The 16,676-nt window shown below is 59.8% G+C and carries 15 protein-coding genes; 7 read left to right on the plus strand and 8 right to left on the minus strand.

Features of this window, described 5'->3' with window-relative positions; genetic code table 11:
* The first annotated feature begins 30 nt into the window (after positions 1 to 30).
* The 7 genes from J5N58_RS18605 to J5N58_RS18635 all read left to right on the plus strand — a co-directional run bounded on the left by J5N58_RS18605 (position 31) and on the right by J5N58_RS18635 (position 7,458).
* Positions 31 to 1,377: a formimidoylglutamate deiminase gene (locus J5N58_RS18605; RefSeq protein WP_113443052.1), complete on the plus strand. Its 1,347-nt coding sequence runs from the start codon at positions 31 to 33 to the stop codon at positions 1,375 to 1,377.
* A gap of 86 nt (positions 1,378 to 1,463) precedes the next feature.
* Positions 1,464 to 2,189 (plus strand): histidine utilization transcriptional repressor HutC, encoded by a 726-nt coding sequence (hutC, locus tag J5N58_RS18610; RefSeq protein WP_244712194.1) that lies wholly within the window; start codon positions 1,464 to 1,466, stop codon positions 2,187 to 2,189.
* A 215-nt stretch (positions 2,190 to 2,404) separates the two neighbouring features.
* Positions 2,405 to 3,241: a metallophosphoesterase family protein gene (locus tag J5N58_RS18615; RefSeq protein WP_113443033.1), complete on the plus strand. Its 837-nt coding sequence runs from the start codon at positions 2,405 to 2,407 to the stop codon at positions 3,239 to 3,241.
* A complete protein-coding gene (locus J5N58_RS18620; RefSeq protein ID WP_113339394.1) occupies positions 3,238 to 4,407 on the plus strand; it encodes an ABC transporter ATP-binding protein in 1,170 nt (389 codons plus the stop codon). Before J5N58_RS18615 ends, J5N58_RS18620 begins: the two co-directional genes overlap by 4 nt.
* Positions 4,400 to 5,335, plus strand: a complete 936-nt coding sequence (locus J5N58_RS18625; RefSeq protein ID WP_244712197.1) for a carbohydrate ABC transporter permease — start codon at positions 4,400 to 4,402, stop codon at positions 5,333 to 5,335. Before J5N58_RS18620 ends, J5N58_RS18625 begins: the two co-directional genes overlap by 8 nt.
* Complete coding sequence (locus tag J5N58_RS18630; RefSeq protein ID WP_113339392.1) at positions 5,332 to 6,168, plus strand: carbohydrate ABC transporter permease; 837 nt, start codon at positions 5,332 to 5,334, stop codon at positions 6,166 to 6,168. The genes J5N58_RS18625 and J5N58_RS18630 overlap by 4 nt, the downstream gene beginning before the upstream one ends.
* A 24-nt stretch (positions 6,169 to 6,192) precedes the next feature.
* The gene (locus tag J5N58_RS18635) at positions 6,193 to 7,458 is read left to right on the plus strand and encodes an ABC transporter substrate-binding protein (RefSeq protein ID WP_113443031.1); all 1,266 of its coding nucleotides are present in this window, start codon (positions 6,193 to 6,195) and stop codon (positions 7,456 to 7,458) included.
* A gap of 82 nt (positions 7,459 to 7,540) precedes the next feature.
* Here J5N58_RS18635 and J5N58_RS18640 read toward each other — a convergent pair whose 3' ends face one another.
* The 8 genes from J5N58_RS18640 to J5N58_RS18675 all read right to left on the minus strand — a co-directional run bounded on the left by J5N58_RS18640 (position 7,541) and on the right by J5N58_RS18675 (position 16,676).
* Positions 7,541 to 8,527 (minus strand): substrate-binding domain-containing protein, encoded by a 987-nt coding sequence (locus J5N58_RS18640; protein WP_113339390.1) that lies wholly within the window; start codon positions 8,525 to 8,527, stop codon positions 7,541 to 7,543.
* A 290-nt stretch (positions 8,528 to 8,817) separates the two neighbouring features.
* Positions 8,818 to 10,512 carry an SGNH/GDSL hydrolase family protein gene (locus J5N58_RS18645; RefSeq protein WP_162757389.1) on the minus strand — a complete coding sequence of 565 codons (1,695 nt, stop codon included), beginning with the start codon at positions 10,510 to 10,512 and terminating at the stop codon, positions 8,818 to 8,820.
* Between the two features lie 210 nt (positions 10,513 to 10,722).
* Positions 10,723 to 11,397 (minus strand): SGNH/GDSL hydrolase family protein, encoded by a 675-nt coding sequence (locus J5N58_RS18650; RefSeq protein WP_244712200.1) that lies wholly within the window; start codon positions 11,395 to 11,397, stop codon positions 10,723 to 10,725.
* Positions 11,398 to 11,438: 41 nt separating this feature from the next.
* Positions 11,439 to 12,635, minus strand: a complete 1,197-nt coding sequence (locus J5N58_RS18655) for an O-antigen ligase family protein (protein WP_112829458.1) — start codon at positions 12,633 to 12,635, stop codon at positions 11,439 to 11,441.
* A 122-nt stretch (positions 12,636 to 12,757) separates the two neighbouring features.
* Positions 12,758 to 13,783, minus strand: coding sequence for a polysaccharide pyruvyl transferase family protein (locus J5N58_RS18660; protein WP_112829459.1), 1,026 nt, complete (start codon positions 13,781 to 13,783; stop codon positions 12,758 to 12,760).
* Between the two features lie 17 nt (positions 13,784 to 13,800).
* Complete coding sequence (locus J5N58_RS18665; RefSeq protein ID WP_112829460.1) at positions 13,801 to 14,871, minus strand: glycosyltransferase family 2 protein; 1,071 nt, start codon at positions 14,869 to 14,871, stop codon at positions 13,801 to 13,803.
* Positions 14,846 to 15,655: a galactosyl transferase gene (locus J5N58_RS18670; RefSeq protein ID WP_112829461.1), complete on the minus strand. Its 810-nt coding sequence runs from the start codon at positions 15,653 to 15,655 to the stop codon at positions 14,846 to 14,848. The genes J5N58_RS18665 and J5N58_RS18670 overlap by 26 nt, the downstream gene beginning before the upstream one ends.
* Before the next feature lie 19 nt (positions 15,656 to 15,674).
* Entirely contained in the window at positions 15,675 to 16,676 is a 1,002-nt protein-coding gene (locus tag J5N58_RS18675; RefSeq protein ID WP_112829462.1) for a polysaccharide pyruvyl transferase family protein, read from the minus strand.

Consider the following 16,676-nt stretch of genomic DNA (forward strand, 5'->3'; position numbering starts at 1 on the left):
AGTGGTCCGCGCAAACTGGAGATGACGCCCTTGATGACGATCCACGCAAAGTCCGCCTTCCTGGCCGATGGTTGGGCCAGCAATGTCAGGATCGACCTCGAGGGGTCCATCATTTCCGGGATCACGCCGGACGCGGACGCGCAGCCCGGAGACGACCGGCGGGATGTCGTGGTGCCGACGCTTGCCAACCTCCACAGCCACGCTTTCCAAAGGGCCATGGCGGGACTGGCGGAAACTCGCGGCCCGTCCGACGACAGTTTCTGGAGCTGGCGTACGACCATGTATCGCTTTGCGCTGTCCATGACGCCCGATCATGTCGAGGCCGTCGCTGCGCAGCTTTACATGGAGATGCTTGAGGCCGGTTATTCGCGCGTCGGCGAATTCCATTATTTGCACAATGACAGGGATGGCGCCCGATACGGAGACGTCGCGGAGATGGCCAGTCGTATCGCCGCCGCGTCGGCGGAGACGGGCATCGGTCTGACCCTGCTGCCGGTCTTTTATGCTCATTCGGGTTTCGGGGGGCAGCCGCCCATCGATGGCCAGCGGCGGTTCATCCATTCGCCTGAGAGTTTCGGCCGGCTGATTGAGCGATGCCGGGACATTGTTGCGTCGCTTCCCGGCGCGGTGCTCGGCATTGCCCCCCACAGTCTGAGGGCTGCAACGACGGAAGAGTTGCGTGCCGTGCTGCCGCTTGCCGGTGCGGGTCCCGTGCATATTCATGTCGCCGAGCAGGTGAAGGAGGTTGAGGACTGCCTTGCCTTCTCGGGGGCGAGACCGGTCGAATGGCTGCTCGACAACATGCCGGTAGACGACCGCTGGTGCCTCATCCACGCTACCCACATGACCGAAGATGAAACGAGGCGAATGGCGCAAAGCGGCGCGACCGCCGGCCTTTGCCCAATCACCGAGGCCAATCTCGGCGACGGCGTGTTCAATGCGCCGCTTTTCCTGGCCGAAGGCGGGCGATATGGCGTCGGCTCGGACTCGAACGTCCTGATCTCGGTCCCGGAAGAATTGCGCATCCTCGAATATTCCCAGCGGCTTGCCCGGCGCGCCCGCAATGTGGTCGCCGATCCCGGCGGGTCTACCGGCCGCAAGCTCTTCAACGAGGCCCGGCTCGGAGGCAACGCGGCCCTGCAATGTGACACCGGACTTCAGGTCGGCGCCGATGCGGATATCGTCGCATTGAATGCCTCTCTGGTGCCGCATGTCGGACGCGACCGGCTGCTCGATCACTGGATCTTCGCGGGCGGCGTGTCGGTGGATGCGGTCTGGGCAGCGGGACGAAAACTGGTCGAGGGCGGGCGGCATGCGAAACGAGAGGCGATCTCGGCGCGGTTCCGTGCGACCATGGCGGAACTCCTTCGCGACTGACGGAGCGGCGCGAGACAATATTTCCTTTCGATCGGGTCCCTTGCTGCGCTACATCAGCGCGAGAGCTACACAGAAAGCGACGAATCGTGGCGGACACCAACGGCAGGGAGCCCACCCTGCACCAGCGCATATTGAACGATATCGAAGGCAAGATCGTTTCCGGCGAATGGCCGCCGGGTCACAGGCTGCCGTTCGAGGTCGATCTTGCCGCACAATACGACTGTTCTCGCATGACGGTGAACAAGGTGATGACCCAGCTTGCCAAGGGCAGGCTGATTGAACGGCGCAAGAAGTCCGGCAGTTTCGTCACTCAGCCGCAGGCGCAATCGGCGGTCCTCGAAATCAACGATATCGAGGCGGAGGTCAGATCGCTGAACCTCCCCTATTCCTTCACGCTGAAACGCCGTGAGCTGCGCAAGGCGACGGATGCGGATGTCCGTCTGCTCGAGGTCGCGACCGGAACCAGGGTGCTGGCCATGACCTGCATTCACTTCGCCGGACCACGGCAGTTCTGCGTCGAAGAGCGATTGATTAACCTTGCCAATGTACCGGAAGCGGCGACAGCCGATTTCACCAGCACGGCACCGGGCCAATGGCTGATCGGTCAAGTACCCTGGAGTACGGCCGAACACCGGATCCGGGCGGTCTCCGCTGCCGCTGAAATGGCATCCATGCTGGGCATTTCGAAGGGAGCGGCCTGCCTCGTCGTCGAGCGACGCACCTGGAGCGGGCTTGGATCGATCACGCATGTGCGCCTTACCTATCCGGGAGACACGCACGCGCTCGTCGCCCGGTTCACTCCTGCTTCATAGCAAAGGCAATCTCAGCCGGCAGACCCGCTATTCTGTCGTGCGGCGAGGAAAATGATCGTTTTTCTCGCGGGGCGCAGCCGTTTCATGACGATTTCATGACGAAATTGGAAGAAGGCTGAAAAGTACCGTTAAGCGGCTGACACGGATAGCACCTACACACATCGCAAACAGCGCGGACAAGGTCCCGCCTCCTCTGTGTCTCAAGGTGCCGCCCCATGAAGATCGTTCAGATCAGCGATACGCATTTCAGCCCGTCCAAGCCGCATTTCAACGGCAACTGGGAGCCGGTCCGCCGTTGGATCGAGTCGGTGAAACCCGATCTCGTCGTACATACCGGCGACCTCACCATCGACGGCGCCGACAAGGAAGACGACATCGTCTTCTCGATGGCGCTGCTCGATGAACTCGATCTGCCGGTGCTTCTGGTGCCCGGCAATCATGATGTCGGCCACATGCCCGGCTCTCACCAGCCGATCAACGATGAGCGCATTGCCCGTTGGCGGTGCCTTGCCGGTCCCGACCGTTTCGCCAAGGATGTAGGCGGGTGGCGGCTGATCGGCATCAACAGCCTGCTCGTCGGCTCCGGCCATGCCGAAGAGGCGATGCAGCTCGACTGGCTGGCGGAACAGTTGGAGACACGCGATGGCCGCCGCGTGGCGATGTTTGCCCACAAGCCGTTGTTCGTCGACGATCCGGCCGAAGGCGATACAGGCTATTGGGGCGCGCGGCCGCTGGAACGCCAGCGGCTGATCGATCTCATTTCGGCGCATGATGTCGCGCTTTACGCCAGCGGCCATCTGCACTGGACGTGGCAGGGCGCGCTCAACGGCACGAAGCTTGTGTGGGCGCCGCCGACCTCGTTCATCCTCGACAAGCTCGAGCGTGAAATGCCGGGCGAACGCCTCGTAGGCGGTGTGGTGCATTATCTCGGCGACGAGGTTACGAGCGAGACCGTCGCTGTCGAGGGCACCATCGCCCATGTTCTCGACGATGTCATCGACGAGGTCTATCCGCGCAACATCACCGCGGTTCCGGTGGAGGCGGCCCAATGAGCGCCTTCAGCCTTCGCGGTATTGAAAAATCCTATGGCGGCAACAGCATCCTGAAGGGTGTCAGCCTCGAAGCCGAGGCTGGCGAGTTCATCGCGCTGGTGGGGCCGTCCGGCTGCGGCAAGAGCACGCTTCTGCGTATCGTTGCCGGTCTCGACCATGCCGATCGCGGCGAGATCGTGATCGGCGGTGCCGATGTGGCGCATAAGGCGGCCGGCGACCGCAACGTCGCCATGGTTTTCCAGTCCTACGCGCTCTATCCGCACCTGACCGCCGCGCAAAACATCGCCGTGCCACTCGCCATGCGTCGCCTGAGCACGGCCGGCCGTTTGCCTGTGATCGGCGGAATGATCGGCAGCCAGCGCCAGATCCGCGCTGATATCCAGCGTCAGGTCAACGAGATGGCGACGTCGCTCAAGATCGACCACCTGCTCGACCGCAAGCCGGGGCAGATGTCCGGCGGCCAGCGCCAGCGCGTGGCCCTTGCCCGCGCCATGGTGCGTCATCCCAGCGTTTTCCTGATGGACGAGCCGCTTTCCAACCTCGACGCGAACCTTCGCGTTCACGCTCGCGGCGAGATCGTCGAACTGCATCGCAAGGCCGGCGTGCCGACGCTTTACGTTACCCACGACCAGTCGGAAGCGCTTTCCATGGCGGATCGCGTAGCGGTGATGATCGGCGGCCGGATGCTCCAGCTCGATACGCCCCGCAACATCTATGACGATCCTGCCCATATCGAGGTCGCCCGTTTTCTGGGCCAGCCGCGCATCAACGTGATCTCCACCCGCGTCGATGACAGCGGGCTGGTTCAGGCTGGTGACATCCGGCTTGCCACGCGCAGCTATCTCATTGCGGGCGCACCGGTTTCCGTTGCCTTCCGGCCGGAATTCGTCCGGCTGACGGCAAGCGGCGAAGGCGGTTTGGCAGCGAGCGTCGAACGACTGGAATTCCTCGGTTCGGAAGTGGTGGTGTTCACCCGGCTTGCGGCGATGGAAACCGTCGTTGTCGCGAAGATATCGCCGGCCGAGGCCATCGGCCTGTCGGCCGGCCAACGTGTCGACCTGAAGATCGATCCCGCAGCATTGATGGTCTTCGATGAAAACGGCGCAAGGCTGCCGGCGGACGTCGCCTCGGTCTCCGGACACCGGGCGGAGGTGCTTCATGGCTAGCCTTGCTTTCGACGGGATCAAGGCTGCAACGGCACACTCTCCGGCAAAGGTCGCGCGGCGCCGGGAGGCGCGCATTGCACTTCTTCTGTCCGCACCGGCGCTCGTGCTGATGCTGCTTTTCATCATTCTGCCGACGATTGCGGTAATCTTTCTCGGCTTCACCGATTTCGAACTGGGCTACGGCAGCTTCCGTTTCGTCGGCTTCGAGAACTATGCCGACCTGATCGGCGACAGGACCTTCCGAAAGTCCCTGTGGAATACGATCGTCTATGCCGCCATCGTCGCCCCGACATCCATGGCGCTCGGCCTTGGCATCGCTCTGCTGATCGAGGCGGAAGGTTGGGGCAAGGGATTTTTCCGCACGGCCTATTTCCTGCCGGTCGCATCGCTGCTCGTCGCCATGGCGACCGTCTGGCAATATCTCTTCCACCCGACCATCGGCCCGATCAATGCCCTCCTCGGTCTTGTCGGCATCGCCGGGCCGAACTGGCTCGGCGCGTCCAGCACGGTGCTGACCAGCCTTGCGATCATCGGCATCTGGCAATCGACCGGTTTCAACATGGTGCTGTTTCTTGCCGGCCTCTCCGCGATCCCGCGCGAACTCTATCAGGCGGCGGAGATTGACGGCGCCCGTTCGACCTTCTCCCGTTTCGGACTCGTGACGTGGCCGATGCTCGGGCCGACCACGCTCTTCGTCACCACGATCAGCATCATCAACGCGGTCAAGGTGTTCGAGACGGTCAAGACCCTCACTGAAGGCGGCCCGAACAAGGCTTCCGAGGTCCTGCTTTTCACCATCTATCAGGAGGGCTTCGTCTATCTCCGGGTCGGCTATGCCTCGGCCATGACGGTGATCTTTCTCGCGATCCTCGTGTCGCTGATGTTCCTCCAGTACCGCGTCATGGACCGGAAGGTGCACTACGCATGACGAACGACACTCTCTCCCTCGGCCGCATCCTGCGACTTTCGGTTCTGACAATCGGAGCTATCGTCTTCCTCGCTCCCTACATCTTCATGATCTCCACGGCCGGCAAGGCGCAGAGCGATATCTTCTCGTCGTCGCTCTCGCTCATCCCGCAGACCTGGTTCTATGTGGAGAATTTCTCCAAAGCCCTCAGCCGCGTCTCCATGGTTAGCCTGCTTCTTAATGGCGTGGTCGTCTGTGGCCTGATCCTGATCGTGCAGGTGGTGGTCGCCATTCCCTGCGCCTATGCCATGGCAAAGCTCTCCTTCCGGGCAGCGCGGCTGATGATGGCGCTGGTCATGCTCGGCCTGCTGGTGCCGATTCATGCGACCGCGCTGCCGCTTTATGTCGCCTTCGACAGGATGTCGGTGCTGAACAGTTACTTCGCCCTTGTCGCGCCCTTTTCGATCTCCGTCTTCGCCATCTTTCTCTTCCTGCAGTTCTTTCGCGGCATTCCTGATGACCTGATCCATGCGGCGCGGCTCGACGGCATGTCGGAGACGGGCATTGTGATGAGGGTCATCGTGCCCAATGCCTGGCCGGCGATCACCGCCTTCTCGATCTTCTCGGTGGTGGCCCACTGGAACGACCTGTTCTGGCCGCTGATCGTAGTTACCAACCAGGCCTATGCGACGCCGCCGCTCGGACTTCTCTATTTCCGCGCCGCGGAAGCCGGCGACGACTACGGCGCGCTGATGGCCGCGACCCTCATCATCACTCTTCCCCTCGTTCTCGCCTTCCTGCTTGCGCAGAAGCGGTTCGTCGAGGGTATCACCATGACCGGTCTGAAAGGCTGATCGGTCCAACCCAGGAGCACAGCGATGACTCTCTTCAAAAAGGCGATTGCCGCGGCGGCCGTGACGCTGGCGACAATCGTTCCGGCCCATGCCGAAACGACGCTCAATGTTCACTATCCGATGCCGGGCTTCTTCAAGGACGTGATGGACACGATCTCGAAGAAATTCATGGAAGAAAACCCGGATATCAAGATCACCTTCGCCAATCCTTCCGCGACCTATGAGGAAGGTATCCAGACCATCATGCGTCAGGCCGGTACGGCGGAAATGCCCGACGTCACGTTCATCGGCCTCAATCGCCTGCGCATGGTCAATGAGCGCGACATCCCGGTCGATCTCGCTCCGTTCATCGCCAAGGACGGCAATATGGCCGAGCAGGGCTTTTCGGACAACATCCTGAAGCTCGCCCAGGTCAAGGGCAAGCAGGTCGGTCTCGCCTTCGCGACGTCTAACCCGATCATGTATTACAATGCCGACCTCGTTCGCAAAGTCGGTGGCAACCCGGATACCCCGCCGAAGACCTGGGACGAAGTGATTGCGCTTTCCTCCAAGATCAAGGCGCTCGGCGACGGCAATGAAGGCATCGATTTCCGCTGGCAGGGCGACGACTGGATGTTCTCCGCGCTGCTGTTCGGCGCCGGCGGCAAGATGCTGAACGATGACGAAAGCGCCGTCGCTTTCAACGGTCCGGAAGGCCAGAAGGCCATCGAACTGCTGGACCGCATGGTCAAGGAAGGCGGTCTGCCGGTCTTCACCAAGCAGGCCGGCGAGCAGGCCTTCGTGGCCGGCAAGGTCGGTTTTGCCTTCCAGACCACCGGCGCGCTGCGCAACACCATCAAGAACGTCGGCGACAAGTTCGACCTGCGCACCGCCCAGATCCCGCTGATCGATCCGGTGAACGGCAAACTGCCGACCGGTGGCAACGCCGCCGTCATGCTGACCCGCGACGCTGCCAAGCAGGATGCCGCCTGGAAGTTCATCAAGTTCGCCGCCGGCCCGTTCGGCGCCTCGGTTGTCGTGCCGGGCACCGGCTACGTGCCGAACAACGAACTTGCCGCCAAGTCTCCGGAATATCTCGGCAACTTCTACAAGGAGAATCCGCTCTTCGTCGCCGGCCTCTCGCAGATGCCGCGCATGATCCCGTGGTATGCCTTCCCTGGCTCCAACGGCGTGAAGGTTACCCAGACGATCGTCGAGAACCTGTCCCGCGTCGTCGAGCAGACGGCTTCGCCGAAGGAAGCACTCGACGATGCGGCTGCCGAAGTCGAAAGCCTGCTGCCGCGCAGCTAAGGCACATTCTTCACGAGGAACCGAAGAAGCGCCGCCCAAAAGGGCGGCGCTTCAGCTTGCAGGTCGGAAATAGAACGACGCGTCAGTCCAATCGACGCACGGTGCCGCCGGCATGCAGTTTGTAGCCGATCATCAGATGACGCGGCGTGGCGGCGTTGTCGGCGATATCGAGCAACAGCGAGGCGGCGGTCGCGCCCATGCTGGTATCGGGCATTTCGATTGTGGTGAGCGGCGGATCGACGAGGCGGCCGATGGCGATCCCGTCGAAGCCGACGACGGACATATCCTTCGGGACGGAAAGCCCCTCCTGCCTGATCGCGCTGATGACGCTGAGGGCGAGAAGATCGTTGGAGGCGATGATTGCCGTCGGTCGCTGGCGCTTCAGCGTGTCGGAAAGATCGAGTTCAGCATGGCCGGTCACGAAGGGGATCTGCAGCGCATCGAGCGCGGGCAGGCCGGCGGCTGCCATGGCCTCGCAATGACCGTCATACCGCAGCTTGGCCCGGTCGGACGCCTCGAAATGCCCGGAGACGAAGAGGATGCGCCGGTGGCCGTGTGCGATCAGATGTTCGGTGATTTCCTCTCCGGCGCGTCTGTTGTCGGTGGTCACGGCGGCCGGAAAGCGCGGCGTCGGCAGGTTGTTGAGCAGCACGGTCGGCGGCATGGCGAAGGGCAGGGCCAGTTCGCTCTTCAGCGGGTTGCACACCGTAAGAATAAGGCCAGTCGGCTTTTCGGAAAGGAGGTATTCAATGGCTTCCGCTTCGCGTGCGGGATCGTAGTCCGACTGCGCGATCAGCACGCCGATTCCGGAAACCCGCATGCGGTTCTGGATGCCGAGCAAGGACGCGGCAAAGACGGGATTGGTGATGCTCGGGACCAGCACGCCGATAGCTGAACGGCGGCGGATCATCGGGGCGGGGCGTTCCGTTCGACGATAGCCGAGGTCGGAGACCGCCTTGCGCACACGCCGCACCATGCTTTCGCTCACCGGGCCGCTGCGGTTCAGGACCCGGCTGACGGTGGCTGTCGAGCAGCCGGCTCTCGATGCGATGTCCTGAAGTGTCGACATTGGCCCTCGGCGTGATTTCGGAGTCCTTCAATCCCTGTCGGATCTGCCTGGCGATGACCCGATAGCGGGTCGTTGTGACATTGGTTTGAAGGTCATCACATGGGGTGACTGCCGCCGGCGGGTGTTTGCGACGGCAGACGGACCTGTCGCTCCGCAGCGAGGGTGGTCTTGCGAGCGTTCAGCGCTTTGAGGATCGCGCGCGTTGGATGCAGACAGCGCGCACCGGCTTCCGGCCGGATTGGCACGCGGGCCCGCGGCCGACCGCAGACCCGTTAAGGCGGGTGATGTCCCTAGGTCAAATTCCACGCCGGTCTCGGATCGGCGCACTTGCGCAGGAACGGCTGCGAAATCTTGATGATGCCCTGTCCCGAAACCCGCCGATTGATGTTGACCACCAGCGGGCGGGTCGCGATGCGAAGCGTCGTCGCATCGATGCCAACCGGCACCTGGAAAGGCGGGATCTTCAGCCAGCCTGCGAAACCCTCGGTGGCGAATGGCAAGTCCTGTGTCGTATAGTCGGCATTCTGTAGGCCACCGCGGGCAATGAAGACCTGAGCATTGGCGTTATTGTAGAATTCCATTTGCCAATAGACGGAGAGCCAGCCTTCCCAGGCGTTCAGTTCCACATGGATACCGGATTCCAGCCAATCCACGCCGGGTGTGATGGCGACCGCCGATAGCGTCAAGGCTGCGGTTCTGGCGATGCGCCATTCCTCGTGCCGGTTGCCTGTTGGAGTACCGCTCGGCGTGAAAGCGACTACCTGCTTTTTATAGTTCTCGGCGGCTTCGACCGAACATGTCGCGACACTGTCGCCGCTGGCGCGGGATATCGAGAGCGTGCTGACGCGGGTGCCCGAGGCACCGGTGCCTCCCGCCGGACTTGAGGATGCAAAAGCCGCGTCGCTCCAGAGATTGGAGCTTGCGAGCACCGCCGTCTCCGAGAGATCCATATGGTCGCCGGCTTGCACCATGTCCTGCAGGATCGGCAGGAGGACGTCTGCCATCCGTTCCGCGCCCTTGGGATTGGGATGAAGGACATCGCCGCCGAACAGGGTCGTGTCGAAGTCCGGATAATTAAAGCCAGCATGGGTGAGGTCGCAGACACGCACGCCTTCGCGCGTCGCCTGCGCCTTGATCCATTCGTTAACGCCGGCAACGATCGATGCCTTTTCGGATCCCTCCGGCCATGGGCCGCGATCGGTGATGGTCTGGATCACGGTCCAGATGCCCTGATTGCGCAGCAGGCTCAGTTGCCTGTCGAGGCGCTCGATCATCTTTCGGGGAGAATCCACGCCGGCGCCGCTCGATATGTCGTTCGTGCCGATATCGAGATACACGATACCCGGCCGCAGGGAGGCGACATAGGGTGTGCGTCCGAGCGTTCCGGGTGCATTGCCCTCGCGGACGACATGATCGCCGCCGCGCCCCTGGAAAGCGCCGGTGATAAAGTTGTCCTGGCCCAGGTTGTTGGTCAGATCGGGCCAGGCGTCGAGGTTGAAGCGATTGTCGCGCAGCCTGATCCAGGGGAGCACGCCGCGCACGATGCTTGTGGCCACGTCTTTTGGCAGGCCGCCTGCAACGATCGCCCACCCGCCGCGCTGAATGAACGAATGGCCGAAGCCCACGACCTTTGCGCCGGTCGCCAATGGCAGCGCCGGGAGAGGGCGACGGACATTGATGACAAAGGATTGGCGGATACTGTGTTCCCCGGCGGTGGCCGTGATCGTGATCCGTGGAAACGGAACCGCGTCATGATCCAGTGCAGTCGAACCGGTCACGAGGGCATTCCCGGACAAAGCAAACATGCCTCCGGCATCTTCCTCAAGCGTAAAGCTCCAGGGAGCCGCGGTCGTGTTTTCCACGGAGATCGTCGCAACAGGCGAGGCGGCAGGGCTGTCGTCATCGATTGTCTGCCCAGAAAGGACGATAAGGGGCCGGCTGCCCGCAAGAGCATGCCCCGTCAATCCAAGCCCGATCCCGATCATGGCCGCACCTCCCCGGAGAACGGTGCGGCGGGTGGCCGGAAGCGAGGATTTCGGTGCATGCTTCGGTTCATGGCAATTTCCTTCGTGAAGAACTGCCTTGAAGCCTAGCCGGGTTTGGGACGAGGGGGACGCGAGGCCCCTTCCGGACTGCCGGTTTCGCATCGTTTTCTCCTCTACTCCGTTGTTTTGCCTTGCATGGCGGATGCCCCGCTAGGGCGTTGTTTTCCCCGGTTTGCAACCATTTCCCGCGAGGTAACGAGACAGGATCGGCGCCATGACCGTGCCGGCCTTTTCCGGCTGTGGGTGAAGTCCGTCGGGGATCGCTTCCTCGCGGTCTGCCTCGGACAAGGCGTTCCAGGCCGGCCTGAAGTCGACGAAGCCCATGCCGCGGCTTTCAGCTTCCTCGCGATGGGCGTCGATATAGGAGGAGAGAAATGGCCGCATCCAGCCGCGCAGACCTGAAACGGGGTTCATCGCCATGACCACGATCCGCGCCTGGGGTGCTCCCGCGCGCAGTCCGTCAAGAATTGCCGCGATATTGGACCGGCTGGTCGAGACGCTCATCCAGCGGTTGATGGCTGCGTCGTTGGCATAGAATTCCACGAGAACGATATCAGGCTTTTCCTCGGTCACGCGGGCGATCTGGCCGAGCGCCCAGTCGGTGGTGGAGCCCGCCAGCGCGACCGTCTTCACCGTGACCGGCTCCTGCAGGCAAGCGGAAAGCTCTTCCCCGAGCATTTCCGGCCAGCCGCCTCGGGACGTGAGGGAAGTACCAAGCGCGACGATTTTCAATGCCGAGGGCTCCTCCTCAGAGATACCAGTTGAGGGTTGCGACAGGAGCAGCGTGGCGCATAAAAGCGAGAGCGTCGTTTTTTTCGAAATCAATCGACTCTCCAAAATTGCTGCCGGGTATTACCCCTTGAACTTTACCGCAGTCTCGGTTCCGTTGCCGGTCCGATCACGGACGCAGCTTTTACTGGCTGAGCTGTTGGTCTTCCGCGGGCGACGGTCTGTCGACGGTAGGAGAATGCAAAAGAAGCAAGTACCAGCATGAGCGGCGTGGTCGTCGAACTGATGGCATTGTCGGTGCTGCAGTAGACAAAGAAGCTCAGGCACATGAGAAGAAAAGCGAAGTTGCGCCCTGTGGCTGGCCGCAGCCATATGGCCAGGCACATGATGGCGAGGAGGGCAAAGATGGCCGTCGCGCCAACGTATCCGGTCTCCACGGTTATACGAAGATATTCGTTATGGGCCGCCATCGTGCGTGCAAGAAATGCGACATCGCCGGGAATAACGAGAATCTGGTGCCCAAGCCCGATGCCGAAATAGGGGTAGGCATCGACAACGCGTTGTAACGCTTCCCATATCAGGTCGCGGCCACTGAGGGATTCGCTTCCAAAACGTGTAAGAATGGAATCGCCAAACAGAAGCACGAAACCCGCTGCCGCCGGTATGACTGCACCCACCGATGCCGCACGCATGAGAAAACTGCGATTTACCATGATGAAATAGACATATCCGCAAATCGCAACGGCGAGAGCAAGCGGCATGCGAGCGGCAGAGAGAACGAGAATAATCAGGTTCACAAACGCCAGCGGAAGATAGACCTTCTTGTTCAAGAAGGCCGCTCCAAGCATGGCTGCCACAGAACCCAGGTAGCCGGCGGTTCCCAGGCCTGCGGGAATACTGGTGCCCTGCAGTCGGGGTGCTCCAAGAAAGTCGACGTAGAAGAGCGGCCTGATGCCAGCCACCTGGTACAGGCTGCCGACGACGATCATCATGACCGGAAGCGCGGCGAGGAGGCGGACGATCGTGTCGCGATCCTTCTTGGTTGGTTCTCCGGCCAGCAACAGGAATGTCGCGCTCAGACTGAAGGCCGATCGCATATAGCGATTGAAGCTCAAGTTGTAATAGGAAGACAGCAGCGCAGATATCAGCGTCATCAGCAGCATGAGCGCGATCAGCACGAGAATGTCCCAACGGATCTTGCGCGTTAGCAGGAAAACGGCACCCAGAACGAAAAGCATCATCTTCTCGACGGGATTGGAATCGATGTGGACAATGTTTCCTACGCCGATTCCGACGAAAATCACGAAGAACGTCAGTGCGTAGCGAAACAGCATCGAACACAAATCTCCTTCCGCTCAACGGCGTGCAAACTCATCGGGTTTATCTGGCCCCTCAGGGGGAAGGCGCCGGATCTTCCTCCGTTTACGTCATGCAATTTAACGGATCAGGCTCTGCTTCAGAGCTGAGCTCTGACCTTGTCCAGTCTCTCCGACAGATTGTCCACGGCTGCATTGAGAAAGCGATCCTCGCTCAGGAATGTCGGTCCCTTTGCCGCGGCGCTCATGGCTGCTGCTGCGCGATCAATATACCTTTCCTCCATCCTCGGCAGCAGCATTTTCCGGGGTGCGGACCTGAGCCACGGCGAGACTGCAAGCTTATGGACGCGAAGGCCCCACCGGAATTTCCGTGCTGCGCTTTCAGAATTACGACGCTCCTCTGCCTTGCTGTATATCGAAACAACGTCCGATCCCGGATGGAAAGCGAAGGATTGATGTTTTCCAGCCGCGACAGAGAAAAAGTTACGGGAGGCCTCGACCGGATTGCTGCTCGGAAGGTTGACCGGCATATAAGGCAAATTCAGGGACATGGTCCAATCCAGCCATTTAAACGTGCTGGTATTCGGTGATACGGACACGGGGACCCACGGCACTCTCATGGCATCCGCAACAATTGCCGCATGCATGGCGTCTGCGATGACCAGCTTTGCCCTTCGGATCCTTTCCAGTGTTTCGATACTGTCGGAGCGCGGGCTTACATATTCAATTCCTGCACGCTGGCAAACGGCCTCCCAATCTCCATAGTGGAGTGCCGAGTGGTGCGGCATGAATATGGTGCCATTTCGCTCCACTTCCGGCAGTGGCGCGAACTCGGGCAGCCTTCTGAGCAACATCGCGCCGTCGCATACGGCGGTTTCCGGCGCAAGCCTGAGGAGTTGCGCAGTAAGCGGGCCGCGTACGCAGGCGATATTCCAGTTCTTTCCACCGAATCCGGTTGGCAACGGGCCGTAACCCACGCCGCTGCCGAATACAGTCCACTTGCGGTCGGCAAACGGTTGCATCAGAGGCCCGATAATGGTGCCTATACCGGCAAAGAGACTTGAATCGTCCTCATCCCATACACCCGGAAGCAACCGCTCCCAGATCCATTCGTTGAGGTCGTCCCCAAAGTTCTTCTGCGGATCCTGGTAGTAGAAGACCTTCATTTCGTACCCTTTGCGATTCAAGCTCTTTGTTTTATTTTTTGGGAGATTGCCGTAACTATCACTCCCGGATTGGATATTGCTAGGAAAATTGCCCCCTTATAATCTCTGGATTTGTAATATTTTCTCATCAAGATTAGACTTATTTCCCTGGATGCCTTGTTTTTTATTTTTGATATTGTATCTTTTTGATTGATTGTTAATTTTTCTTTGTATTTTTTTTCAAAAATATTGTATACATTTATGGCTTGGAACATTTTGTCCCCGGTTTTTGATGTTCCTGAATTCAAGCCTGATGTCGTTCCATATGGCAGTGTATATCTGTAGAACGCGTCTGGAATTAACATTCCTCTGGCGCCGTTCGCTATTATTTCAGAATAAAAAAGAAAATCCTCAGCAAATCTGAATTCTGTATTGTATCTTATTTTTCTTTCTTTCACGAAATCCGCGCGGAACATCGGCTTTAGCAGGCCGCTGGTGAATCCGTTTCCCCATCCCTTTAGTTCCTGCTGCAAATGAGCATCAAGGTCCCACCGTGATTTTGCTGCATCTAGTGGAAATGCCGTGCGGGTTACTTGTCGTGCCTGCGCATCATAAAATAGCTGATTGTCTGCAATGAAATCCAAGCCTTCTGCTTCCGCTATGGTTAGAAGCTCAGAGAGCCTTCCCGGTTCGTAAAGATCGTCCGCATCCAGAAGGGCGATCCACTCCCCGCGCGCGGCATCGATGGCCGCATTGCGCGCTGCCGCTGGCCCCTGGTTCTTGGAAAGTTGAATGACCCGAACCCGGCTGTCCTGATCGCTGATACCGGTTACGACCTCAACCGTATTGTCGCTTGATTGATCGTCAACGATGACAAGTTCCAGGTCAACGCCCTCCTGATTCAAGGCGCTTTCGATTGCTTCGGTCACAAAGCCTGCCGCATTATAGACCGGCATGATGACGCTGATGCGTGGGCTGGAATTGCTTTCTTTCATCATCCTATCCCTTGTGCGGTCGTCATTTTTCAGCAGATCCGTGGGCAGTTGCCGAATTTCGGTTCTGGGAACATTGCTTCTCCGGCAATCAGGAAAGCGTGCCGAAAAACTCATCCCTTTGCTTGCTGCCGAGGAACCGGAGCCGTGTCAGGTTTCTCAGCACGTTGCGGGGGTGTTTCAGCGCTTCCATGCTCAGGAAATACTTCTGCAGGAGGCTGGGTGCGTTGCTGTGGGAACCTTTGTGGGCCACGCGATAGACAGCACCGCGGAACGGCAATGCTTTCAGCGGCTTGCCCTTTTTTGCCAGAAGCCCTTCGATGCGCACATGGCTCCCGAGCATGTCCTTGATCCAATCCACGGAAGCCGCTTCGAAGCTCTCCGGTATCCCGTAAGCCTCGGAGCTGATAATCAGCGATGTTCCGCAAAGATGGTTGAAATGGTTGTAACCAAGCAGCAGCTTGCCGCCGTCGTCCCAGATATAGCCCTTGTTGATGGTCCAGCCGTTTTCATTCGGGTGCTCTGATACGTACTGCACGATCCGGGAGCTGACGAAGTCGTCGTCATCGACAATCATGAAGAACTTGCTGTCTGGTGCGTCCAGCATGCCGGACAATACACGGCGTCCCTTGTCGAAGCGGAAGGCATCGAGAAAGTCGTCCTGTGTGGCATTTCCGCGTTCGTGAATGTCGTTCGGTGGAAAGGTGACGCGGGTCACGGAAAATTTGTCCGGCAGGGGGGGCAGATCGGCACCCTCGTTTGCAACGATGATGCCCCTCCAGTCGGGATTGGTCTGGTTGGAGATCGAAGCCACGGTCTGGGCAAGATTCTTCTTGAGCAGGCCCCAGTCGCGGGCATTTTTCTGGTGCCTGACGGGAATGATGAATGTGAGAAGGCTCATGGCTGGTTCTCCGTTCCGGTCAGGTCTGGTTGGCGGCCGCCTGCGCTTTCGCCCAGGCCACACCGTCGTCGAGGGATGTCGCGCGGTAGGAAAGATCGGTCCCACCGGAAAATGCATTCATGAAACGCTGGATCTTCCCGTAGCTGTTGTCGAGAACGGCATGGGGGCGACCGATGAGAAGCGAGCAGATATGAACATGAAGCCTGTCGGTGACGATAGCGCGACCGCGGGAAATCTGACGAATGCCGCGATTGAAACGATTCTGCGCCGCCGCATCGAGCTTGCGGAACGCGAGTTCGGATGGACGGAGCCGCAGCAGGGCCGATGCGGCGCCGAGAGCCTTGGCGATGCGCACTTTGCGTCTTGATTCCGTGATCCAGTCTTCCTTCGGGATCTCCGGATAGATGGAATAATCGACGGTGCCGACCTGCTCCTTGTCCTGCCGAAGCATTGCCAGAACCGGAAACTGTGGAGCATCGGGTGTTACCTCGCCAATGCAAAAGGCCATATCCGGGCAAAGCTGCACCCGGCAGTCGAAATGTTTCTGAGAAAAATGCAGGGATTCTTCGTCGCGGACGAGCAGGACGAAGTTCTTATGCCGTCCGATAGCGCGCGCGCTTTCAAGGATACGCTGCTCGGATTTATAGTGAATGGACTGAGGGAACTGGATGATCTGGCGATCCGGAAACATATCCAGAATCCGTTCCCTGAAGTCCTGGTGGGAAACCCAGATATCGCCGAAGTTTCCGCCGCCATGGATGAAGATCGGACCGGTGGGCGCCACCCTCTTGAGTTCGCTCTCGGAAAAATCCTCGATGCGCGAGACATAGGACGGGATCTTGCCGTGCCTGTTTTTCAGGTAGGCGATCTCGCCAAGCCAGATGGCAGAGTCCCCGCAATTCTTGATGTCGGGAAAATCAAGGATGGCAAGCGGCTCGTCGGGCCTGATGAATTCCTTCAGGCAATCGTCGGTCTTATCCTGCAGCTTTCTGATCAGTTCCGATCGCGATAGGCTTGGCAT

It is taken from the genome of Paenirhizobium cremeum (assembly GCF_022884085.1).
Taxonomy (GTDB): domain Bacteria; phylum Pseudomonadota; class Alphaproteobacteria; order Rhizobiales; family Rhizobiaceae; genus Allorhizobium; species Allorhizobium cremeum.

Excerpts from the sequence above, each read along its gene's own strand:
- J5N58_RS18615 (WP_113443033.1), top strand. The coding sequence starts at position 2,405 with ATGAAGATCGTTCAGATCAGCGATACGCATTTCAGCCCGTCCAAGCCG.
- J5N58_RS18620 (WP_113339394.1), top strand. The coding sequence starts at position 3,238 with ATGAGCGCCTTCAGCCTTCGCGGTATTGAAAAATCCTATGGCGGCAAC.
- J5N58_RS18625 (WP_244712197.1), top strand. The coding sequence starts at position 4,400 with ATGGCTAGCCTTGCTTTCGACGGGATCAAGGCTGCAACGGCACACTCT.
- J5N58_RS18630 (WP_113339392.1), top strand. The coding sequence starts at position 5,332 with ATGACGAACGACACTCTCTCCCTCGGCCGCATCCTGCGACTTTCGGTT.
- J5N58_RS18635 (WP_113443031.1), top strand. The coding sequence starts at position 6,193 with ATGACTCTCTTCAAAAAGGCGATTGCCGCGGCGGCCGTGACGCTGGCG.
- J5N58_RS18640 (WP_113339390.1), bottom strand. The coding sequence starts at position 8,527 with ATGTCGACACTTCAGGACATCGCATCGAGAGCCGGCTGCTCGACAGCC.
- J5N58_RS18645 (WP_162757389.1), bottom strand. The coding sequence starts at position 10,512 with ATGATCGGGATCGGGCTTGGATTGACGGGGCATGCTCTTGCGGGCAGC.
- J5N58_RS18655 (WP_112829458.1), bottom strand. The coding sequence starts at position 12,635 with ATGCTGTTTCGCTACGCACTGACGTTCTTCGTGATTTTCGTCGGAATC.
- J5N58_RS18660 (WP_112829459.1), bottom strand. The coding sequence starts at position 13,783 with ATGAAGGTCTTCTACTACCAGGATCCGCAGAAGAACTTTGGGGACGAC.
- J5N58_RS18665 (WP_112829460.1), bottom strand. The coding sequence starts at position 14,871 with ATGAGTTTTTCGGCACGCTTTCCTGATTGCCGGAGAAGCAATGTTCCC.
- J5N58_RS18670 (WP_112829461.1), bottom strand. The coding sequence starts at position 15,655 with ATGAGCCTTCTCACATTCATCATTCCCGTCAGGCACCAGAAAAATGCC.
- J5N58_RS18675 (WP_112829462.1), bottom strand. The coding sequence starts at position 16,676 with ATGCCAAGCCTATCGCGATCGGAACTGATCAGAAAGCTGCAGGATAAG.